The sequence below is a fragment of the Thioalbus denitrificans genome (assembly GCF_003337735.1).
Classification (GTDB): Bacteria; Pseudomonadota; Gammaproteobacteria; order DSM-26407; family DSM-26407; genus Thioalbus; species Thioalbus denitrificans.
Genome location: NZ_QPJY01000001.1, coordinates 728510 through 749286, shown reverse-complemented (window position 1 = coordinate 749286; position 20777 = coordinate 728510). Strand labels below are relative to the sequence as shown.

General features: G+C 66.8%; 19 protein-coding genes and 1 other RNA gene. 5 read left to right on the top strand and 15 right to left on the bottom strand.

The window, feature by feature from the left end; translation table 11 throughout:
- Positions 1-2: 2 nt before the first annotated feature.
- The 3 genes from mraZ to rsmI all read right to left on the bottom strand — a co-directional run bounded on the left by mraZ (position 3) and on the right by rsmI (position 2263).
- Positions 3-461: a division/cell wall cluster transcriptional repressor MraZ gene (gene mraZ / locus DFQ59_RS03570; protein WP_114278265.1), complete on the bottom strand. Its 459-nt coding sequence runs from the start codon at positions 459-461 to the stop codon at positions 3-5.
- A 432-nt stretch (positions 462-893) separates the two neighbouring features.
- Positions 894-1244: RNase P RNA component class A (gene rnpB, locus DFQ59_RS03565), an RNA gene on the bottom strand.
- Positions 1245-1408: 164 nt separating this feature from the next.
- Positions 1409-2263 (bottom strand): 16S rRNA (cytidine(1402)-2'-O)-methyltransferase, encoded by an 855-nt coding sequence (gene rsmI / locus DFQ59_RS03560; protein WP_245937161.1) that lies wholly within the window; start codon positions 2261-2263, stop codon positions 1409-1411.
- A gap of 51 nt (positions 2264-2314) precedes the next feature.
- On the opposite strand from rsmI, the gene DFQ59_RS03555 reads away from it, so the two are divergent.
- From DFQ59_RS03555 to DFQ59_RS03540, 4 genes are all read left to right on the top strand, one after another.
- The gene (locus DFQ59_RS03555; RefSeq protein WP_114278264.1) at positions 2315-4186 is read left to right on the top strand and encodes a penicillin-binding protein activator; all 1872 of its coding nucleotides are present in this window, start codon (positions 2315-2317) and stop codon (positions 4184-4186) included.
- Complete coding sequence (locus DFQ59_RS03550; RefSeq protein ID WP_114278263.1) at positions 4183-4569, top strand: YraN family protein; 387 nt, start codon at positions 4183-4185, stop codon at positions 4567-4569. The genes DFQ59_RS03555 and DFQ59_RS03550 overlap by 4 nt, the downstream gene beginning before the upstream one ends.
- Positions 4570-4671: 102 nt before the next feature.
- On the top strand, positions 4672-5274 hold the full coding sequence (locus DFQ59_RS03545; RefSeq protein ID WP_114278262.1) for a phosphoheptose isomerase: 603 nt from the start codon (positions 4672-4674) through the stop codon (positions 5272-5274).
- Positions 5271-5858: a BON domain-containing protein gene (locus tag DFQ59_RS03540; RefSeq protein ID WP_114278261.1), complete on the top strand. Its 588-nt coding sequence runs from the start codon at positions 5271-5273 to the stop codon at positions 5856-5858. The genes DFQ59_RS03545 and DFQ59_RS03540 overlap by 4 nt, the downstream gene beginning before the upstream one ends.
- Before the next feature lie 27 nt (positions 5859-5885).
- On the opposite strand, the gene DFQ59_RS03535 is transcribed toward DFQ59_RS03540, so the two are convergent.
- A complete protein-coding gene (locus DFQ59_RS03535) occupies positions 5886-6386 on the bottom strand; it encodes a macro domain-containing protein (RefSeq protein WP_114278260.1) in 501 nt (166 codons plus the stop codon).
- A gap of 208 nt (positions 6387-6594) precedes the next feature.
- Here DFQ59_RS03535 and DFQ59_RS03530 point away from each other — a divergent pair, with 208 nt between their 5' ends.
- On the top strand, positions 6595-6996 hold the full coding sequence (locus DFQ59_RS03530; RefSeq protein WP_114278259.1) for a DUF3301 domain-containing protein: 402 nt from the start codon (positions 6595-6597) through the stop codon (positions 6994-6996).
- A gap of 219 nt (positions 6997-7215) precedes the next feature.
- Here the strand turns inward: DFQ59_RS03530 and DFQ59_RS03525 are convergent, their stop codons facing one another.
- The 11 genes from DFQ59_RS03525 to DFQ59_RS03470 form a co-directional block, all read right to left on the bottom strand.
- Positions 7216-7605, bottom strand: coding sequence for a ClpXP protease specificity-enhancing factor (locus DFQ59_RS03525; protein WP_114278258.1), 390 nt, complete (start codon positions 7603-7605; stop codon positions 7216-7218).
- Positions 7606-8117: 512 nt separating this feature from the next.
- On the bottom strand, positions 8118-8744 hold the full coding sequence (gene sspA / locus DFQ59_RS03520) for a stringent starvation protein SspA (RefSeq protein ID WP_114278257.1): 627 nt from the start codon (positions 8742-8744) through the stop codon (positions 8118-8120).
- A gap of 128 nt (positions 8745-8872) precedes the next feature.
- On the bottom strand, positions 8873-9613 hold the full coding sequence (locus DFQ59_RS03515; RefSeq protein ID WP_114278256.1) for a cytochrome c1: 741 nt from the start codon (positions 9611-9613) through the stop codon (positions 8873-8875).
- 15 nt (positions 9614-9628) lie between these two features.
- Positions 9629-10861, bottom strand: coding sequence for a cytochrome b (locus DFQ59_RS03510; protein ID WP_114278255.1), 1233 nt, complete (start codon positions 10859-10861; stop codon positions 9629-9631).
- Complete coding sequence (gene petA / locus DFQ59_RS03505; protein WP_114278254.1) at positions 10861-11454, bottom strand: ubiquinol-cytochrome c reductase iron-sulfur subunit; 594 nt, start codon at positions 11452-11454, stop codon at positions 10861-10863. The genes DFQ59_RS03510 and petA overlap by 1 nt, the downstream gene beginning before the upstream one ends.
- Before the next feature lie 476 nt (positions 11455-11930).
- Positions 11931-13955: a molybdopterin-dependent oxidoreductase gene (locus DFQ59_RS03500; protein WP_114278253.1), complete on the bottom strand. Its 2025-nt coding sequence runs from the start codon at positions 13953-13955 to the stop codon at positions 11931-11933.
- The gene (locus tag DFQ59_RS03495; protein WP_114278252.1) at positions 13952-14788 is read right to left on the bottom strand and encodes a beta-keto acid cleavage family enzyme; all 837 of its coding nucleotides are present in this window, start codon (positions 14786-14788) and stop codon (positions 13952-13954) included. The genes DFQ59_RS03500 and DFQ59_RS03495 overlap by 4 nt, the downstream gene beginning before the upstream one ends.
- 303 nt (positions 14789-15091) lie before the next feature.
- The gene (locus tag DFQ59_RS03490; protein WP_114278251.1) at positions 15092-16429 is read right to left on the bottom strand and encodes an aspartate aminotransferase family protein; all 1338 of its coding nucleotides are present in this window, start codon (positions 16427-16429) and stop codon (positions 15092-15094) included.
- 373 nt (positions 16430-16802) lie between these two features.
- Positions 16803-17234 (bottom strand): universal stress protein, encoded by a 432-nt coding sequence (locus tag DFQ59_RS03480; RefSeq protein ID WP_114278249.1) that lies wholly within the window; start codon positions 17232-17234, stop codon positions 16803-16805.
- A gap of 106 nt (positions 17235-17340) precedes the next feature.
- Positions 17341-17769, bottom strand: coding sequence for a universal stress protein (locus DFQ59_RS03475; protein ID WP_114278248.1), 429 nt, complete (start codon positions 17767-17769; stop codon positions 17341-17343).
- Between the two features lie 329 nt (positions 17770-18098).
- A complete protein-coding gene (locus DFQ59_RS03470) occupies positions 18099-20699 on the bottom strand; it encodes a TRAP transporter permease (protein ID WP_114278247.1) in 2601 nt (866 codons plus the stop codon).
- Between the last annotated feature and the right edge of the window lie 78 nt (positions 20700-20777).

Below are 20777 nucleotides of genomic sequence, written 5' to 3'. Positions count from 1 at the left end.
GCCTACAACGACAGGGTCGCCAGCTCGGGAGGCAGGTCCTCGCCCCCGAGCGTGGTCTCTTCAAGCCAGGTATCGCGGCGGATGTTCCAGTTCTCCTCGTCCCAGAGTTCCAGCTTCTTGCCCTGGCCGATCAACACCGTACGCTTGTCCAGTCCGGCGTACTGGCGCAGCGGCGTGGTCAGCAGCAGTCGTCCGTTGGTATCCATGTCCGTTTCCGTGGCATAACCCACCAGGAGTCGCTGGAAACGGCGGGCCCTGGGATTCACGTTGGCCATGGCGTTGATCTGGCCCTCGATGAGCTCCCAGTCGGGCATGGGATAGATAAGGAGGCAGCGCTCGTCAGTGTCGATGGTCACCACCAGGCGGCCGTCGCAACGCTCCAGGATCAGGTCGCGGTAGCGGGTGGGCATGGCCATCCGCCCCTTGGCGTCCAGATTGAGATTGGTGATCCCTCGGAACAACCCCGACCCCCCGGAGCCTGACGGCCCATTTTTTCCCACTTAATTCCACTTTTCGACACTATAGGTATCGGCCAAGATCAATGTCAAGGGAATCGGTCCCCAAAACGGGGAATTTACTGCTTTTAACACAGTAACTTACGCTCGAGAGACAAGGTGGGAGTTGCGCCCGCGAAAGCATTGGGCACAGGCACATGGGGTTAGTCCGGGAAGTTCAAGTAGAATCTCACCATGAGGCGGAAACCGTCGTTTCCGGGCGATCGTTTCACCTCTCCCGACCGGTTCCAGGCTTCACGGGGCGCCTGGACCCCCCGGCAGCCGACGGAAAAAACGGCCGATCACCACCGGGAGCGGTCCTTCCGCGACCACCCGCGCACCAGCCTCGATCAAACGGAGGCCGCCTCCCGGAAGGGCCGGGAAGCAGGCGAGGAGAAATGGGGGAGTCGGCCTGTAAGCCGGGTTCTGTCGTGGACAGCCATTCATCTGGGGCGCACGTCGCCGTGCGCCTCGAGCGACCTACCCGGGAGCGGCGCGGGCCGCGCCATTGCTCCCCTATTTGGTCTTGCTCCGGGTGGGGTTTACCGTGCCGCCGAGTGTTGCCACCGGCGCGGTGCGCTCTTACCGCACCTTTTCACCCTTGCCGGCGCCCCGGAGGGCGCTTTGGCGGTCTGTTTTCTGTGGCACTTTCCGTCGGCTCGCGCCGCCCAGGCGTTACCTGGCACCCTGCCCTGTGGAGCCCGGACTTTCCTCCCCGCCCGCAGGCGGCGCGGCTGTCCGGCCGACTCCCGCAAGCATTATACCAGCGGCCGGCCGCCAGGGGGGCGATATTCATTCATTGCGAAGCGCCGGCCGGCCGGATGGGGAATGGGCACCGCCTGGCCGGATGAATCCGGCCCGACCATTCACGCATTCACGCATTCACGCATTCACGCACTCACGCACTCACGCCCTCAATCACCTTCGCTCAACCGCATTGCCAGCCGGTAGACCTCGTTGCGGCGCCGGCCGGTGAGCTTCACGGCCAGCTGCACCGCCTGCTTCAAGGGCAGCTCCCCGAGCAGGACCGCAAGCTGCCGCACCAGCTCCCCGTCGCGCTCATCCTCTCCGGCCCGTTCGGGAGCCCCGTGGACCAGGATCACGAACTCGCCGCGGCGCTGGTCGGGATCCCGCTCCAGCAACTCCACCAGCTCCGCCAGGCTGCCCCCGCGCACGGTCTCGTGAATCTTGGTCAGCTCCCGGGCCAGGACCGCCTCGCGCTCTCCGCCCAGGACCGCGGCCATGTCCGCCAGGGTCTCGCGGATGCGGTGGGGGGACTCGTAGAAGGCCAGGGTGCGGGCCTCGCCGGCCAGCGCCTCCAGCCGGGTGCGGCGTGGACCGGAGCGGGCCGGGAGGAAGCCCTCGAACACGAATCGCTCCACCGGCAACCCGGCCACCGACAGCGCCGCCACCAGTGCGCTGGGGCCGGGCACCGGGGAGACCCGCAGGCCGCGGGAGCGCGCCTCCCGCACCAGGAGAAAGCCCGGATCGCTCAGCAGGGGGGTACCGGCATCGGAGATCAGGGCCAGGGACTGCCCCGCCTCGACGCGATCGAGCAGCGTCGCGGCGCGCTGGGCCTCGTTGTGCTCGTGCAGGGAGGTGATGGGCGTGGCAATGGCGAAGTGGCGCAGCAGGGGCGTGCTGTGGCGGGTATCCTCCGCCGCGATCAGGTCCACCTCCCTGAGCACCGCGACGGCCCGCGGGGTCATGTCCCCCAGGTTGCCGAGGGGCGTCGCCACTATGTACAGAATCCCGGAACCGGTCGCCACGTCCCCTCCCGATCTTTGCAATACGCCGTTGCTGTTAGATACTGTCGCGCCATGAGCGCCATGACTCGTCACCTTCTGCAAGCGGCCCTGCTGAGCCTGGTCCTGGTACTGTCCGGCTGTACCGGGATGGCTCCCGTGGCCACCACCGCCCCGACGGGCGGAGAAGCGCAGGCGGAATCCCTGCTGCGCTCGGGACAGCCCGCGCAGGCGGCCCGAGAGTATAGACGACTGGCCGACGCCGCGTCCCCGCCGCGCCGCGAGGCACTGTTGCTGAGCGCCGCCGAGGCCTGGCTGGAAGCGGACGACGGCGCCGCCGCGCGCGCCACGCTGGAGGCGCTGGGAAGCGGCGCCCTGCCGCCCGCGCTCGCTGCCCGCCGGGCGATCGTGACGGGCGGGCTGCAGCTGCGTGACAACGACCCCGAGGCGGCGCTGGCAAGCCTCCGCGGACTGGAGGAAACGCCCCTCGACGCGCGCAGCGAGAGCCGCTACCACCGTATCCGCGCCGAGGCCCTGGAGCGGAGCGGGCGCTTCGCGGATGCCGCCCGGGAGCGGATCGCCCTGGATTTCCTGCTCTCCAACCCCGAGGCCATCCTCGCCAACCAGCGCAGCACCTGGGCCGATCTCAACCGCCTGTCTCCGGAGCAGCTCTCGGCACAGCGCACCCGGCCCGCACCGGACACCTACAGCGGCTGGCTGGAACTGGTCATGGTACAGCGGCTGTTCGCCCGCAACCCCGAGCAGCAGGCGCGGGAGCTCGACAACTGGCGCGCCCGCTACCCGGACCACCCGGCCCAGCGCTATCTCCTGGCCAGCCCGGAAACCCCGGCCGCACCGGCCCGGTACCCCGATCGGCTGGCACTGCTGCTGCCGCTGAGCGGTGAGCTGGCCCCCATCGGGCAGGCCGTTCGCGAGGGCTTCATGGCGGCCTACTACTCCGACCGCCACGGCAGCAACGCACCCCGGGTGCAGGTCCACGATACCAGGGCGGGCGGCGCCCGCGCCGCCTACGAGGCCGCGGTTGCCACCGGGGCCGGCATGGTGGTGGGGCCGCTGACCAAGGAGGAGCTGGCGGACCTGGTCACGGGCGGCGAGCTCACGGTTCCGATCCTGGCCCTCAACCGGGTGGATGTATCGCCCCCGCCCGCTGGGCTGTACCAGTTCGGTCTCGCCCCGGAGGACGATGCCCGGGAAGCCGCCCGCCGCGCCTGGGATGACGGCCACCGGCGCGTGCTCGTCCTCGTACCCGCCGGCGAGTGGGGCGAACGGGTGGCCCAGGCCTTCCTGGAGGCCTGGTACGCTGCCGGCGGCAGCGTGGCGGAGACGCAGTACTACAGCGGCGACAGCCTGGCCGACTCGGTGAAGGACCTGCTCAACATCACCGAGAGCGAGCAGCGCCGCAGCCAGCTGTCCGGCCAGCTGGGTCGGCAGCTGAAGTTCCAGCCCCAGCGCCGCCAGGACGCCGATGCCGTGTTCCTGGCCGCCTTCCCGCGCGATGCCCGGCAGATCCGGCCCCTGCTGGACTTCTACTACGCCAGCGACCTGCCGGTGTACGCCACCTCCCATGTCTACAGCGGCGGCCACAACCCCTCCGCGGACCAGGACATGGACGGCATCCACTTCGCCGATCTGCCCTGGATCATCGATCCCGGCGCCGAGGATCTCGCGCTCAAGGAGCACTTCGCCGCACTGTGGCCCGATTCGGCCGAACGCTTCTCGCGCCTGTTCGCCCTGGGACTCGACGCCTACACGCTGGTTCCCCGCCTACAGGCCCTGGCGCAGGATCCCAGCCTGAGCATTCCCGGCCGCACAGGCCTGCTCAGCCTGGCACCCGATGGACGGGTGCACCGGTCGCTGGTCTGGGCCCACTTCGAGCAGGGCATTGCGACACCCGACGTCGAGCCCGGATTCACGGTCAACCCTTGAACACCCCGCCCGGCTCCGGAACCCGCCCGACGGACCGGGGGCGCGAGGCCGAGGAGCGTGCCTGCCGGCATCTCACGGCCGCCGGATTACGCCTGCTGGAGCGCAACTTCAACAGTCGTCGCGGCGAGATCGATCTCGTCATGCGCGAGGGCGCCACGCTGGTCTTCGTCGAAGTCCGCTACCGCCGCAGCGACCGCTTCGGCAGCGGGGCGGAGAGCGTCGACAGGCGCAAGATGTCCCGCATCCTGGCGGCCGCCCGGCACTACCTGCAGCTTCACCCCGGGGCCGCCGATCGGCCCTGCCGTTTCGACGTCGTCGCCATCGGGCCTGGCGACGGCAACGGCGGCATCGACTGGATTCGCGATGCCTTCGGTACCGACTGAGGCGCACATCAGCGGCTGCCGGCGACCTCCGATCAGGCCGGCCACAGGTAGTACACTAGAGACATAACCGGCGCACCGCAGAATCAGGAAACCGACGAACCGATGGAACTTGAACAACGGGTCCGGGGTCTGTTCCAGGACAGCATCAAGACAAAAACCGAGGCGGCGGCGGTTCTGGCCCCCGCCATCGCCCAGGCCGCCGAGATACTGGTGGAGAGCCTGCTCAGTGACGGCAAGATACTGGCCTGCGGCAACGGGGGCTCGGCGGCGGATGCCCAGCACTTCTCCTCGGAGCTGCTCAACCGCTTCGAGCGGGAGCGTCCCGGGCTGCCGGCCATTGCCCTGACGACCGACAGCTCGACCTTGACCTCCATCGGCAACGACTACCGCTTCGACGATGTGTTCGCCAAGCAGATACGGGCCCTCGGCCACCCGCCCGACGTGCTGCTGGCCATTTCCACCAGCGGCAACTCGTCGAACATCGTCGAAGCGGTCAACGCGGCGCACGATCGCAACATGCGCGTGGTGGCAATGACCGGGCGCGCGGGCGGCACCCTCGCCGGCCTGCTCGGCCAGGCGGATGTGGAGATCCGGGTGCCGGCCACCAGCACGGCTCGCATACAGGAGGTGCACCTGCTGGCCATACACTGCCTGTGCGACCTCATCGACCATCGTCTCTTCGGACAGGAGGTTCAAACCCCATGAAAACCCGCACACTGCTCATGACCGCCCTGACGGGCGCGCTGATATTCCCCCTGCTCCAGGCCTGCGCTCCGGTGGTCGTCGGCGGGGCCGCCGCCACAGGCACGGCGGTCGCCATCGATCGTCGCACGGCAGGCACCATGGTGGACGACCAGGCCGTCGAGCTGAAGACCCTCGATGCGATCCTCTCGGACAAGGAACTCTACGAACAGACCCACATCAGCTCCACCAGCTTCAACGGCCTGGTGCTGCTGACCGGCCAGGCGCCCCGCGCCGAGTTGCGCGAGCGCGCCGAGCGCATCGTCAGCGCCTACCCCGAGGTCCGGCGCGTGGTCAACGAGATCACCGTCTCGGCGCCCAACTCCGTCATGACCCGCACCAGCGACACCTGGATCACCACCAAGGTGAAAACCCTCATGTTCGCGGAGAAGGATTTCAACGGGAACAACGTGAAGGTGGTGACCGAGAACGGCACCGTCTACCTGATGGGGCTGGTGCGCCGTGCGGAGTCCGACAAGGCGGTGGCCATCGCCCGCCAGGTCAAGGGCGTGCAGCGGGTGGTGAAGGTCTTCGAGTACATCGACTGACGTTCGCGCCCATGAGGCGGTTCCGGCTCAGGCCGGCGGCTGCGCCAGCAGCCGCCGGTAGAGCAGCGCATCCGGCACGCTGAAGCAGCAGGCCACCAGCAGCGCGAACCGGGACTCGTACGCCCGCATGACCGAGAGGGCGATGGCCGCGGCCCGCTCGCGGGGAAACCCGTAGATTCCGGTGCTGATGGCCGGGAAGGCGATACTGCGGGCAGCGCAGCCCATGGCCGCCTCCAGGCTGCTGGCGTAGCAGCGGGCCAGCAGCCTTTCCTCCCCTTCTCCGCCCCCGCGCCACACGGGGCCCGCCGTGTGGATGACCCAGCGCGCCGGCAACCCGAACCCCGGGGTGACCCTTGCCTCGCCGGTGGGGCAGCCGCCGATGGCCCCGCAGGCGGCCTCCAGCTCCGGCCCTGCGGCCCGGTGAATGGCGCCATCCACCCCGCCGCCGGGCCGGAGCCAGCGGTTGGCGGCGTTGACGATGGCGTCCACCCTCAGGGTGGTAATGTCGGCACAGACCGCGGCAATCATCGCACTCCCTCCACCACCAGGACCGCCGTCCGCGGACGCTGCGGCCATCACAGGATGTAGAATAGCCCCACCCCCACGCAGAAACGCGCTGCGGGCAACAGCGGGCCGGGATCCGATTGGCCAGTCTCGGGATACGGCCCGGCACCTTTGTTCAACACCTTCGCGCCTTCGTGGTGAACCGGCAGATGCCCGACGGTAAACTGACCCCATGAACAGTCTGAACTGGTTCTGGTTCTTCGTCCTCGCGGCCCTGGCGGGGCGGGCATGGCATACGGGCCTGCAGGCACGGGAGGCGGCGGTGCGCTTTGCCGACCAGGCCTGCCGGCTGCGGCGGCTGCAGCTGCTGGATCAGACGGTGGCGCTGAAGCGGATGCGCCTGGAACGGGAACCGGGGCGGAGGATGCCGGCGCTGGTGCGCATCTACGACTTCGCCTTCAGTGACAACGGCGTCACCCGGCAGGAGGGGGAACTGGCCATGCGGGGAGTGCGGGTGCTGCACCTGCGGCTGCCCGAGCCCGATCCGGCTCCCTGCGAGCCGCCGCAGCTGGATATCCCCGACTACAAGCAGCCCGGCAACGTGGTCGTGCCCTTCCGCCGCCCCCAGCGCTGAACTGCAGCTTCCCGGAACCCATCGAACCCGCCGACACAGGTATTCAACCGTTGATCGGCGTTGATTATGTTGCAACCGGGTCCCCGGCTCGCAGGCCTGAACGTGGAAACTGCCGTGGAACAGGGCTACAGGTCCGGCCTGAAAGCAGGAAGAATTCGCGTAGATCCGCGCCAATCCGTGGATGGACAGTCGTCCCGATACCCGCACACGCTCGAGCAGTCAGTCCACCAGCTTGAGGTGGGGACGTCGGGGCTTGTCCTGGGGCTCGTCCTCCGGCGGCGTGGGCGGTTCGGGTGGGGGCTCTTCCTCGGGGAAGGCCATGCCCTGGCCGTTCTCGCGGGCATAGATGGCGAGCACGGCACCAGCGGGCACGTAGACATCCGTCGGCGTACCGCCGAAGCGGGCATTGAAGCGTATGGCGTCATTGCCCAGATCCAGTGCGCGGACCGCCTGTGGCGCCACGTTCAGGACGATGCGCCCCTCCTCCACGAATCGCTCCGGCACGTCGGCGCCGGGATAGCCGGCATTCACCAGCAGGTGGGGGGTCATCCCGTTGTCGACGATCCACTCGTAGAGGGCGCGGACAAGGTAGGGTCGGCTTGATGTCATGGTACTAGTACTGTGGCCCATAGATTTCGGGCTCGTCAGCAGAATTCATGGGCGCAGAGAGAAGAGCTTTCCTCTCGCCAAGACGCCAGGAACGCCAAGGGAACAGCAATTCTCTTCCAGGCGATTGACGATGGGGGTGATCCCGAGCTTCTGCACCGCAGTGTCAACGATCGGCTTCCCCATCGCGTCTTCCGTCATTCTCCCAATCCCTTGGCGTTCTTGGCGTCTTGGCGAGAGCAAGAAATTCCGTTGCGGAAAAAACCAACCCGAATAATTCGGCTCGCTGCCACCATTTGTCCGTGCGCATCATACACTTGGCGCTCGCTGCGAGCGAAACATCCATCCACGGATTCTGCGGACGAGCCAGATTTCGATACATCCAGCGAGTCGCTGACCGGTCAGATGCAAGGCGCGCTTGCGCAGGAAGGGCAGGCCCCCTTTCAAGCAAGCGCAACACCGCGGATGGCCCTGCAACGGCGCGCTGAATGCGCCTGCAAGGGCGAAACAGCACACTAGTTGCGCATCTCCTTCTCCCGCCCGCTCAGGCTGGCGCGGAAGCTCTCGCGCTGGAACATGCGCTTGGCATAGGCCTCGAGATCCCGCGCCTGGGGCGGCAGTTCCACCCCCAGCGCGGGCAACCGCCACAGCACCGGCAGCAGGGCGCAATCCAGCAGCGAGAACTCCTCGCCAAGGAAGAAGGGCTGCTTCTCGAACAGCGGCGCCAGGGTGGTCAGGCTGTCGCGGAGCACCTTGCGGGCCTGCTGGGCCGCCTTCTCGGGCCCGGCCTGGATCTGCTTCATCTGGGCATACCAGTCCCGGTCGATCCGGTAGATCATCAACCGGCTCTGGGCGCGGGCCACGGGATAGACCGGCATCAGGGGCGGATGAGGAAAGCGCTCGTCCAGATACTCCATGATGATGCGCGACTGGTAGACCACCAGGTCACGGTCCACCAGCACGGGCACCGTGTCGTAGGGATTCAGGTCATGCAGATCTTCAGGCTTGTTGTCCGGATCAACATCCACGATCTCGACGCTGACCCCCTTCTCCGCCAGCACCACGCGCACACGGTGGCTGAAGGGATCCACGGGGTCAGAATAGAGATGCATTACCGAGCGCTTGTTGGCCACGACCGCCATCACGGTCCTCCAATCAGGTTGAACACAAACGACCGAGGGGGGTCGGGGTATGCCCCGCCCCCCCCCGGTTCAGTACAGCCAGGAAGAATTGCACCCGGGGCACGCAGCCCGCCCCGGCCGGCAAGCGGTCAGTGCACGTCCTTCCAGTACTCCTTCTTGAGCAGATAGGCCACTCCAGTGAAGACGAGCAGGAATAGGATAACCCAGATTCCCAACTTTTCGCGCTCCACCCGCACCGGCTCGGCCACATAGGTGAGGAAGTTGGTGAGGTCCCGGGCGAAACGGTCGTACTCGGCCGGGGTAAGCTTGCCGGGCTTGACCTGCTCGAAGCCCTCGAACACCTGGTGCTCGTTGCCCTCGGCATTGGTCTCGGTCTTGTAGACCGCCTTCTTCGCGCCCTCCAGTTCCCACAGCACATGGGGCATGCCCACGTCGGGGAAGACGAGATTGTTCACGCCGTAGGGACGCTTGTCATCCAGGTAGAAGGAGCGCAGATAGGTGTAGATCCAGTCCGTGCCACGATAGCGGGCGGTCACGGAGAGATCCGGCGGCGCCTTGCCGAACCACTTCTTGCCCAGATCCTCGGGCATGGAGACGGTGATCGTGTCACCCGCCTTCTTGTAGGAGGGCAGAATGGTGCTCTTCAGCACCTCGTCGGAGATGCCCAGATCCTGGCCCATGCGGTTGTAGCGCATGAACTTCAGGGAATGGCAGCCGACGCAGTAGTTGAAGAAGTGGCCGGCACCCCGCTGCAGGGACGCCTTGTCCTCGAGGTCGATCCCGGCCTTATCCAACTGCGGACCTTCACCGGCGGCCAGGGAGACCAGCGGGGCGAGGGCCAGCAGACTTGCAAGAATGATCTTTTTCATCGTTCACGAACCCCTTTAATCGGTCACCCGCTCCGGAACCGGCTTGGTCTTGTCGATCTTGCTGTACCACGGCATCAGCAGGAAGAACAGGAAGTACACCACGGTGAACAGCCGCGCCAGGTTGGTCAGCAAACCGGTCGCCGGCTGCATGCCGAGCCAGGCCAGGATCACGAAGGAGATCGCGAACACCACGATCCAGAACTTGAACAGCGGCCCCTTGTAGCGGATGGACTTCACCGGGCTGCGATCCAGCCACGGCAGGAAGAAGAACACCGCAATCGCCGCGAACATCACCACCACGCCGGGGAACTGGGAGCCGAACATGGGCGGAACGGCACGCAGCATGGCGTAGTAGGGGGTGAAGTACCAGACCGGCGCGATGTGCGGCGGCGTGGTCAGCGGATCGGCCGGGGTGAAGTTGGGGTGCTCGAGGAACAGGCCACCCATCTCCGGGGCGAAGAACAGCACCGCCGAGAACAGGATGAGGAACACGCCCACGCCGAAGATATCCTTCACCGTGTAGTAGGGGTGGAAGGGAATGCCGTCGGCCGGGGCGGTATCGCTCCAGCGGTTGCCCTTGGGCCCCTTCTTGATCTCCACGCCGTCGGGGTTGTTGGAACCCACCTTGTGCAGCGCCACGATGTGCAGGAACACGAGGGCCACCAGGATGAAGGGCAGCAGGAAGTGGAAGGCGAAGAAACGGTTCAGGGTGACATCGGAGATGACGAAGTCACCGCGGACCCAGACCGCCAGGTCGGGGCCGACGTAGGGCACCGCCGCGAACAGGTTCACGATCACCTGCGCACCCCAGTAGGACATCTGGCCCCAGGGCAGCAGATAGCCGAAAAACGCGGTGGCCATCATCGCCAGGTAGATGACGACGCCGAAGATCCAGATGAGTTCGCGCGGCTTGCGGTAGGAGCCGTAGAGAAGGCCGCGGAACATGTGCAGGTAGACCACCAGGAAGAAGGCGGAGGCCCCGGTGGAGTGCATGTAGCGGATGAGCCAGCCCCACTCCACGTCGCGCATGATGTACTCGACGGAGTCGAAGGCGAGCTTCGCGTCGGGCTTGTAGCTCATGGCGAGCCAGATGCCGGTCAGGATCTGGAGCACCAGTACCAGCAGGGCCAGGGAGCCGAAGAAGTACCAGGAGTTGAAGTTCTTCGGCGCATAGTACTCGGACAGGTGTTCCTTCCACACCTTGGTGAGCGGGAACCGCTCGTCAATCCAGGTCATCAGACTGCTCATCAGGCGGCCTCCCCATCTTCACCGACCACAATCAGCGTGTCGGACAGATACTTGTGCGGCGGAATCACCAGGTTGGTGGGTGCGGGCACGCCCTTGTAGACCCGCGCGGCCAGATCGAACTTGGAACCGTGGCAGGGGCAGAAGAAGCCGCCCTTCCACTCCGCGCCCAGGTCCTCGGGCGCCACGTCCGGCCGGTAGGTGGGGGAACAGCCCAGATGGGTGCAGATGCCGATGGCCACCAGGATTTCCGGCTTGATGGAACGGGTGGCGTTCTTGCAGTAATCGGGCTGCTGCGGCATCTCGGAATCGGGATCCGCGAGCACATCGCGCAGCGTCTCCAGATCGCTCAGGTTCTGCTCGGTACGGTGGACGAGCCAGATCGGTTTGCCGCGCCACTCCACGGTGATGCGCTGGCCCGGTTCCAGCTTGCTGATGTCCGCCTCCACCGGAGCACCCGCCGCCCGTGCCTTGGCACTGGGCGACATGGATTTGATGAACGGTACCGCCACGTAGGCGGCGCCCACCGCGCCCATGGCCGTGGTCGCCCCGATGAGGAGGCGGCGCCGGCCTTTATCTACACCCTCGTTACTCATTACCCCAGGTCTCCGATGTGTGCACTTGAGGACTGCGCCCAAGCGATTAACAGTTCACCACTTTCTAATAGATAAAAACCTGCAATATGGTAGTGAAACGGGTCGGCACTGACAACCCGAAAGACTTCAATACAGTTTCTGACAATTCTCAGTCGGCAGCCTGCACTTAAGGCATATTAATTTCACAACCCAATGATATTAATAACATTAATAGCCTCCTGAGAGCGCCTCACCTTACGCCAACCAAAGGCCGGATTCCTTGCGCTTCGTCAATCGGGAGCCATATTGACCTGCTTATCGCAGGGTTATACGCAGCCGCATCCCCGTCGCCGGTCGCGTTCGGAAGGTGGCGCGGGAGTCGCCCATCCAGGCAGGCTCAACCCCCGGGTCCTCGTGCAACCGCCCTGCGGGCAGGCCTTCCGCACGGCCGTCATGCTGCTTACGATGCGCCCGCGGCGCGCGTCGGGAGGCCGGGCTCAGGATACCATCCGGGCCACCTCCACCCGGTTGTCGTGAAAGGCCGGCCCGCCCCGTGGCGCCACCGGATCCCCATGGGCGAGGTGGTTCAGATTCCCCGGGCCCGGAAAATCCCCGCTGCGGAAATTGGACTCGCACAAGGTGAGCCCGGGGCGCACATCCGTGGTCACCCGGGCGACCAGGTGCAGCCGCCCCAGGTCATTGTAGACGGCCACCCGGTCGCCATCGGCGATCCCGCGCGCAACGGCGTCCTCCGGGTGAATCCAGAGCCGCGGCGGCAGCCGCCGGGCGGCCGAAGGGGTGGCGCTGAAGGTGGTGTTGAGCACCTCGTGGGCCGGCGGTGTCATGAAATCGAGGGGATAGCGCGCCGCTTCCGGCAGGTCGCGGCGGTTGACCGGCCAGTGATCTGGCAGCGCCGGCATGGCCGGATCGGACCACGCCGGCCGGAACCTGAAGCGGCCGCCGGGCTGGGGGAATCCCGCGCGGAAGTGGGTATCCGCCTCCGGGGGCGCACAATCGATCCAGTGCCGCCGGGCCAGCTCCGCGCGCGGCGGCAGTCCCGACGCCGTCAGCACCCGGTCGATCATCGCCTCGCTGTCACCGCTGAAATCCGGCCCGTCGAGCCCCAGGCGCCGCGCCAGGGCGTTGACCACCTCGTGGTTGCAGCGCGCCGCGCCGGTCGGGGGCAGCACCGCCTCCGCCAACTGCAGGGTGTACTGGCCGTAGGACTTGTAGAGATCCGGATGCTCCAGGAAGGTGGTGGCCGGGAGAACCACGTCGGCAAACCGGGCGGTATCGCTCATCACCTGCTCGTGCACCAGGGTGAACAGATCCTCCCGCGCCAGCCCGGCATGGACCCGCCCCAGCTCCGGGCAGGAACCGGCCGGATTGGCGTTGAAGACCAGCAGGGCCGTCACCGGCGGTTCCAGCCCCGGGTCGGTGAGCCAGCGGCCCAGCCGGCTCATGTCCAGCTCCCGCACCGCGGGGTCGGCAAGGTCGGTGCGCCGCACCGGCCCGTCATCCACCCGGAACGCGGCGCCGGTGGCGAACAGGGCCCCAGCGCCGCGCCTGGGCCAGGCCCCGGTCACCGACGGCAGGCAGGAGACGGCATGGACGTTGACCGCACCGTTGCGCTGCCGGCTCATCCCCAGGCCGATGCGGATGAAGGGCCGCGCGGCACGCCCGTAGGCACGGGCGAACGCCCGGATCGTCTCCGCGTCCAGTCCGGTGACGGGCGCGGCCCACTCCGGCGTCCGGGTGGCGAGATGGGCCTCCACCCCGGCATCGAAATCGGTCTGGCGCGCCAGGTAGTCCCGGTCGGCGAACCCCTCCTCGAGCAGCACCTGCATCATCGCGCAGGCGAGCGCGGCGTCGGTGCCGGGACGGGGATTGAGATGGAGATCGGCAAGCCTGGCCGTGCGGGTGCGATAGGGGTCCACCACCACCAGCCGCGCTCCCCTGCGGCGCGCCGCCTTTACCAGCGTCATGAAGTTGACGTGGGTGGAGACGGCGTTGATGCCCCACAGCACCACCAGGTCGCTCTCCGCCGCCTCCTCGGGCGCAGGACCGATGGTGGCGCCCACCCCGGCCAGCCAGCCCGACTCCGCGATGGGGAAGCAGATAGTCCGCCCCAGGCGCGAGAATCCCGCATGATGGGCCAGGCGCTCCACGGCCTTCTGCTGCACCACGCCCATGGTGCCGCCATAGTAATAAGGCAGCACCGTCTGCGGCCCGTGGCGCGCCATGGCCGCCCGCAGGCGCCCTGCCGCAACCTCCAGGGCCTCGTCCCAGTCCGCCTCGCGGAACCGGCCGCTCCCCTTCGGCCCGTCCCGCAGCAGGGGTCTGAGGATGCGCGCCCCCTCCTGGACCTCGCGGTAGCGGTTCACCTTCCCGCAGATGACCCCGCGGGTGAAGGGGTGCGTCTTCCAGCCGCCGATATGGGCCAGGCGCCCGTTCTCAACCTCCACCGCGAGGGCGCAGGCACCGGGGCAGTCCAGGGGACAGGTGCTGTAGTGCGTTGTCATGGTCTTTCGATCCCGAAGCGGGCGCGGACCCGGGCGGCGGTGGCCGGCGCGAGGCCGAGCTCGGCGAGCACGCCGCCGAGGCGCTCCACCTGGGCACTGTTGCTGGCCAGGAGCTCCCCGGGGCGGCGCTCCAGGTTGTTCTCGAATCCCACCCGGCAGTGACCGCCCGCGAGCGCCGCCAGGGTATTGATCGCCAGCTCCTCCGGACCGAAGGCGCATACGCCCCAGGTCCATGCCGCGGGCAGCAGGGGCAGCCAGGCCAGCAGGTCGGCGCGGCTGCCGGGGGGACCGGCGTAGCGGCCGACGACCAGCAGCACGTAGGGATTCTGCTGGGGAATCCAGCCCTGGTCCCACCAGGCGCGCAGTCGCTGAAGCTGTTCCGGCGCGTAGGCGATGTACTGGGGTATCGTGCCGGCGGCATGGATCTCCACCAGGAAATCCCGCGCCGCGGCCTGTTCCGGTTCGCTGTCCCCGCCCAGCAGCTCCTGCAGGTTCAGCGAGATCATCTCCGGGGCGAGCGCCCGCTGGACCGCCATCATCTCCGCCGGCCCGAACCGGCCCGCGCGCTCGGTGGTGGGCTGCACCACGAGATCGCAGACCCCGGCCACCGCCGCCATGGCCTCGCGGTAACGCCCCGGATCGAGGGAATGGGCCCCGTCCCCGTCGCGTACGTGCAGGTGCAGGATGGCCGCCCCCGCCGCCTCGCAGGCACTCGCCTCGGCGGCGATCGCCTCCGGCGTCAGGGGAATCGCGGCGTGGTCAACCCGCCCCCGCCGCGCCCCGTTCGGCGCCACGGTGATCACCACCTCCCCGCCCGTCTCGATGGCCGTCATATTGATAGAACTCCTGGTTCACCACGAAGGCACGAAGGACACGAAGAAAAAACAAGAAAAGAAGTTAACCGCAGATTTGCGTTGATTGGCGTTGATTCGTACAGCGAATGACTGGATTGCACACCGAAAATCCAGGCCACGGTGTTTGAGCGCCAAAGCCATCGGGTAAAATCCGGCTGCCGGAGAACTGCCGCAAGACCATCATTCGCGCAAAAGAATCTGCGTCAATCAACGCAAATCTGCGGTTCATACATCCTCTCTTCGTGTCCTTCGTGCCTTCGTGGTGAAAATGTATTTTCCCGACTAACCCCTGCCCGCCACCTGTTTCGTCGCCCGCTCCAGGGCCCGGCCCAGGATCTCCACCAGGCGGTCGATCTGGCTGCGGGTGATGATGAACGGCGGGGCGATGAGGACGTGATCGCCGCGGCGGCCGTCGATGGTGCCGCCGGTGGGGTAGAGAATCAGGCCCAGCTCGAAGGCCGCGTCGCCCACCAGGTTGTGGAAGCCGGTCTCCGGCTCGAAGGGCGTCCGGCTCTCGCGATCCTTGACGAACTCCATGCCGACGAACAGTCCGCGGCCGCGGATCTCCCCCACGTGGGGATGATCCCCGCAGGCGGCCTGGAGCTGCTCGCGCAGGTACTTGCCCAGCTTGCGGCTGCGATCCACGAGCTTGTGCTCGCTCATGTAGCGGATGACCGCCACCCCGGCGGCCGCCGCCAGCGGGTGCCCCATGTAGGTGTGGCCGTGCTGGAAGACGTTGCGCCGGTTGTGGAAGGTGTCGTTGATGCGGTGGTGGACCATGGTGGCGCCCACGGGCACGTAACCCGCCGCCAGGCCCTTGGCCAGGCACATGAGATCGGGCACCACGCCCCAGTGCTTCATGGCGAACCAGGCCCCGGTGCGGCCGAGCCCGGTCATCACCTCGTCGGCGATGAACAGCACATCGTGGCGATCGCAGATTTCACGGATGCGCTGGAAGTAGCCCGCCGGCGGCGTCAGCGCCCCCGCGGTCGCCCCCACGATGGGCTCGGCGATGAACGCCGAGACCTTTTCCGGCCCCACCTCCTGGATGGCCCGCTCCAGATCGTCGGCGCACTCGAGCGAGCAGCTCTCCGGGTGCCTGCCGAAGGGACAGCGGTAACAGTAACAGGGGGCCACCCGCGGCCGCGGGTAGAGCATGGGTTCATAGATGGCCCGGCGCCACAGGTTGCCGCCGACCGCCAGCGCCCCCAGGGTGTTGCCGTGGTAGCTCTGCTCGCGGCCGATGACCATCCACTTCTCTGGCCGCCCCATCTGCACCCAGTAGGCGCGGGCCATCTTCAGCGCCGACTCCACCGCCTCGGAACCGCCGGAGACGAAGTAGGTGAAGTCGAGCCCGCCCGGCGCCCGTTCGGCCAGCAGCTCCGCCAGCTCCTCCTGGGGATCGTTGGTGAACTGGCTGGTGTGGGCGAACTCCACCGAGTCGAGTTGGGCCTTGATGGCCTCCACCACCTCCGGAACATGGTGGCCGATGGCGGAGACCACCGCCCCGCCGCAGCCGTCCAGGTAGCGCTTGCCCTGCCTGTCGTAGAGGTAGACGCCCTTGCCGCGGGCGACCACCGGGTACTTCTTGTACGGATTGCGATAGAAGACGTGGCTCATGGAAGCCTCGATTCAGCAGATCGGTGCGCACGGCGCACCCTACCCCGGCTTTCGAAGGATGCGGTCCATTTATCCTTCATCCGTTACCTAGTGTACTGCGTCACTCTTGGAGGTACTTTCAGAGCCCCCCGAAAGTGCCAGGACAAGGCGCAGTGCGCAGGCAATGGCTGTTCCCTTGTCAAGCGCTGCAACGCAGTCATGGCGCTTTCGGGGGGCTCCCTGCGGGCGAGCCGTTGGCCGGCCATCTGCGGCGTTGCGCTTGCTTGAAAGGGGGCCTGCCATTCCTGCGCAAGCGCGCCTTGCATCTGACCGGCCAACGACTCGCTGAATGTGCCTCCAAGAGTGACGCAGTACACTAGTTCCCCGGCCCCGTTCAGACCCGGACCACGGCCACCGAGCAGTGGGCATGACGCACGACCTTCGACGCGCAGGAGCCGAGCAGAACCTCATCGCCACCCCGCCTGGCATAGCTGGGCATGACGATCAGATCCGCCCCGATCTTTTTCGCCTGCTTCAGGATCTGCTCGTAGGGGTTGCCCTCGGCCACGGCTACCGCCACCTGGACATCCTCCGGGACATGCTGCTCGGCATAGGCCTTGAGCTTGGCGCGTATCTCCTTCTTCGCCTCGCGCATCGCCGCGGTGGGGAAGTAGGAGGCCACGATGGGCATCCCGAAGCCGGGCAGCACCGAGATCAGGTGCAGGCCGGTGTTCTCCTGGCGTGCCTGGTCAACCGCGATGGCCATGGCCTTGCGGGCCAGCGGGGTGTCCTTCAGATCCACCGGGACGAGTATGGTCTTGAACATGGCGATGATTCTTCCTTGCTCTGGAGTCCGTAGCGACCCGGCGCAATCCCGGCCATCCGCCCGCCGTGGAGGGCAACCAGCCGGCCGGGCCGCATGGTCACATGACTCAGTTGCGCACCACCAGCACCGAACGGCTGCAGTGGCGCACCACCCGGGTGGCATTGGGGCCGATGAGATAGTCCTCCAGCTCGGGACGGTGGGAGGCCATGACGATGAGATCCGCATCGACCTGCTCCGCCGCCTGGATGATCTCGTGGTAGATGGTGCCCTGGGCGACGATGTGCTGCACCTTCACCTCCTCCGGCACCTGCTCACGCACCAGCTCGTGCAGCCGCGCGCCGGCCTGCTCCAGGAGTTTCGCCTCGTAGTCCTCGGGGAAGTACTGGGACACCATGCTCAACCCGAAGTCCGGGATCACCGTGAGCACGTGCAGCCTCGAGCCGAAGGCCCGGCAATACTCGACCGCCGTGGGCAGGGCCTTGCGCCAGCTGCTCTCATCCTCCAGGTCCACGCACAACAGGATATCCCGGTACATGATTTCCGCCTCTGGACTGTTGCGTAAGAAAAAATTCCACCACGAAGGCACGAAGGGCACGAAGAAAAGACAAAAATGAGATTAGCGCAGATTTACGCTGATTGACGTTGATTCCTGTGGTCGATTACGGGATTGCTTACCGACAATCCCGGTTGCGGTGTTTAGAATGCAGCGTGCCATCGGCCGCAAGCGGGCAACCAGGGAACGACAGCGCAACCCTCATCCGGAAATAAAAATCAGCGTCAATCAACGTAAATCTGCGGTTAAATGGTTTTTTCTTCGTGTCCTCCGTGCCTTCGTGGTGAGCGCTTTCCGATCGGCCGCGCACTTCACTCCGCCGCCGGCACCGGCTGCAGGCGGGCGCGGCGGCTGCGCTGGCTGACGACGACCAGCCCCAGCAGGATGATCGCCGGCAGGTACATGATCTGCTTGGGCGGAATGTCGGCGGGCTCCTGCAGCCCCAGCACCTCCCAGTCGAAGTCCACCCGCGCCTCGGCGGCGGGACTGCCGAAGACGACATTGTCCACGAACACCTGGTCGCCCTCGATGCGGACCTCGATCCCGGCGCGGGCGAGCCGCTCGGCCCCGGGACCCGCGGGCCCCAGCGGCAGCTGGACCAGCTTGCTGACGAAATCCCCGTCGATGGTCTCGCCGGCCACGCTCAGATACAGCTTGCCGCCGGCCGGCATCGACGCGGCGACGGCCTCGATGCGCGTGGGTTCGACCTCGATCATCGGTGGGTAGATCATGTCCCACCAGAACCCGGGGCGGAACAGGGTGAAGGAGATGAGCAGCAGCGCCAGGGTCTCCCACAGCCGGTTTTTCACCAGCATGAAGCGCTGGGTGGCGGCGGCGAACACCAGCATGGCCACCACCGCGCTGGCGATGGTCAGCAGCAGGTGGAACCAGCCCTCGATGCCGATGAGCAGCAGCTCGGTGTTGAAGATGAACAGGAACGGCAGGATGGCGGTGCGGATGTCGTAGCTGAAGCCCTGCAGGCCGGTGCGGATGGGATCGCTCTGGGCGATGGCCGAGGCGGCGAAGGCCGCCAGCCCCACCGGCGGGGTGTCGTCGGCCAGGATGCCGAAGTAGAACACGAACATGTGCACGGCGATGAGCGGCACCAGCAGCCCGTTTTCCGCGCCCAGGGTCACGATGACCGGAGCCATCAGGGTGGAGACCACGATGTAGTTGGCGGTGGTGGGCAGCCCCATGCCCAGCAGCAGGCTGATCACCGCCGTGAAGAGCAGCATCAGCATGATGTTGCCGCCGGAGATGAACTCCACGAACTCGGTCATCACCAGCCCGATGCCGGTCAGGGTGACCGTACCCACCACGATGCCCGCCGCCGCGGTCGCCACGCCGATGCCGATCATGTTGCGGGCGCCGATGATGAGCCCCTGCACCAGGTCGTCGAAACCCTGCCGGGCCGCGGCCGCCAGCCGGCCGCGGCCACGGAAGAAGGACTGCAGGGGCCGGTGGGTGGCCACGATCAGGATCATGAACAGGGTCGCGTAGAAGGCCGACAGCCCCGGCGAGAAGCGCTCCACGGTCAGGCACCAGACCAGCACCACCACGGGCAGCAGGAAGTAGAGCCCCGACTTCACCGTGGGTCCGGGGTCGGGCAGTTCCAGGATCTCGGCATTGGGATCGTCCACCTCCAGCTCCGGGTACTTCGCGGCATGCCACACCAGCCCCACGTAGGCGGCCAGGGCCAGCACCGAGATGATCCAGATGGAGGCTTCGCCGAAGACATCCTTGAGCCAGCCGATGCCGTAGTAGACCACCGCGGTGAGGGCCATCAGGCCGATGAACACGGTGAGGAAACCGAGCAGGCTCTGGACCAGGGTGCGCCGGTGGCGGCGCGGCAATCCTTCCATGCCCGCCTTGAGCGACTCGAGATGGACGATGTAGACCAGGGCGATGTAGGAGATGATCGCCGGCAGGAAGGCGTGCTTGATCACCTCCAGGTAGGAGATGCCCACGTACTCCACCATCAGGAACGCCGCCGCGCCCATGATGGGCGGCGTCAACTGGCCATTGGTGCTGGAGGCCACCTCGACGGCGCCGGCCTTGTAGGCCGGGAATCCCACCCGCTTCATCAGTGGGATGGTGAAGGTGCCGGTGGTGACCACGTTGGCGATGGAGGAACCGGAGATGAGGCCGGTCATGGCCGAGGAGACCACCGCCGCCTTCGCCGGCCCGCCGCGCAGGTGGCCCAGCAGGGAGAAGGCCACCTTGATGAAGTAGTTGCCGGCGCCGGCCTTCTCCAGCAGGGCGCCGAACAGGACGAACAGGAACACGAAGCTGGTGGAGACGCCCAGCGCGACGCCGAACACACCCTCGGTGGTCAGCCACTGGTGGGACATGGCCTTCGTCAGGCTCGCGCCCTTGTGGGCGATCACGTCCGGCATGTAGGGACCGCCGAAGGTATAGAGCAGGAACACGCCGGCCACCACCATCAACGGCGGCCCCAGGGCCCTGCGGGTGGCCTCCAGCAGCAGGATCATGCCGCTCACCGCCACCACCAGGTCGAAGCCGGTGGGGGCGCCGGCCCGGTCCGCCAGTTCGCTGTAGAACAGGAATATGTAGCCGGCGCTGAATGCGCCCGCCAGCGCGAACACCCAGTCCTGGATCGGGATCCGGTCGCGCGGTGAGCGCTTCAATGCCGGATAGGCGGTGAACGCCAGGAACAGGGCGAAGGCCAGGTGAATGGCCCGTGCCTCGGTGTCGTTGAGGACGCCGAACCTGAAGATGAACGGCAGCGGCGAGGCATACCATAGCTGGAACAGGGACCAGGTCAGCGGAACGGCGACCAGGAGCCGTCCGGCGAAGCCGCCCGGCTGACGTGCGCCGGTATCGGCCTGGGCGACGAGATCCTGGAGCGAATCCTCATCGACAATGGGCTTGCGGGTATTCTCCGCGCTCATTGGCAGTCTCCCCAAGGCCGGTTTCGACAGCGGCCGGGCGGGCATGGCGACCGGCTTGCCGCCATGCGATCAATGGGG

Bases quoted from the DNA above. Each gene is read 5' to 3' on its own strand.
- DFQ59_RS03555 (WP_114278264.1), top strand. From the start codon at position 2,315: ATGAGCGCCATGACTCGTCACCTTCTGCAAGCGGCCCTGCTGAGCCTG.
- DFQ59_RS03545 (WP_114278262.1), top strand. From the start codon at position 4,672: ATGGAACTTGAACAACGGGTCCGGGGTCTGTTCCAGGACAGCATCAAG.
- DFQ59_RS03540 (WP_114278261.1), top strand. From the start codon at position 5,271: ATGAAAACCCGCACACTGCTCATGACCGCCCTGACGGGCGCGCTGATA.
- DFQ59_RS03535 (WP_114278260.1), bottom strand. From the start codon at position 6,386: ATGATTGCCGCGGTCTGTGCCGACATTACCACCCTGAGGGTGGACGCC.
- DFQ59_RS03530 (WP_114278259.1), top strand. From the start codon at position 6,595: ATGAACAGTCTGAACTGGTTCTGGTTCTTCGTCCTCGCGGCCCTGGCG.
- DFQ59_RS03525 (WP_114278258.1), bottom strand. From the start codon at position 7,605: ATGACATCAAGCCGACCCTACCTTGTCCGCGCCCTCTACGAGTGGATC.
- sspA (WP_114278257.1), bottom strand. From the start codon at position 8,744: ATGGCGGTCGTGGCCAACAAGCGCTCGGTAATGCATCTCTATTCTGAC.
- DFQ59_RS03515 (WP_114278256.1), bottom strand. From the start codon at position 9,613: ATGAAAAAGATCATTCTTGCAAGTCTGCTGGCCCTCGCCCCGCTGGTC.
- DFQ59_RS03510 (WP_114278255.1), bottom strand. From the start codon at position 10,861: ATGAGCAGTCTGATGACCTGGATTGACGAGCGGTTCCCGCTCACCAAG.
- petA (WP_114278254.1), bottom strand. From the start codon at position 11,454: ATGAGTAACGAGGGTGTAGATAAAGGCCGGCGCCGCCTCCTCATCGGG.
- DFQ59_RS03500 (WP_114278253.1), bottom strand. From the start codon at position 13,955: ATGACAACGCACTACAGCACCTGTCCCCTGGACTGCCCCGGTGCCTGC.
- DFQ59_RS03495 (WP_114278252.1), bottom strand. From the start codon at position 14,788: ATGACGGCCATCGAGACGGGCGGGGAGGTGGTGATCACCGTGGCGCCG.
- DFQ59_RS03490 (WP_114278251.1), bottom strand. From the start codon at position 16,429: ATGAGCCACGTCTTCTATCGCAATCCGTACAAGAAGTACCCGGTGGTC.
- DFQ59_RS03480 (WP_114278249.1), bottom strand. From the start codon at position 17,234: ATGTTCAAGACCATACTCGTCCCGGTGGATCTGAAGGACACCCCGCTG.
- DFQ59_RS03475 (WP_114278248.1), bottom strand. From the start codon at position 17,769: ATGTACCGGGATATCCTGTTGTGCGTGGACCTGGAGGATGAGAGCAGC.
- DFQ59_RS03470 (WP_114278247.1), bottom strand. From the start codon at position 20,699: ATGAGCGCGGAGAATACCCGCAAGCCCATTGTCGATGAGGATTCGCTC.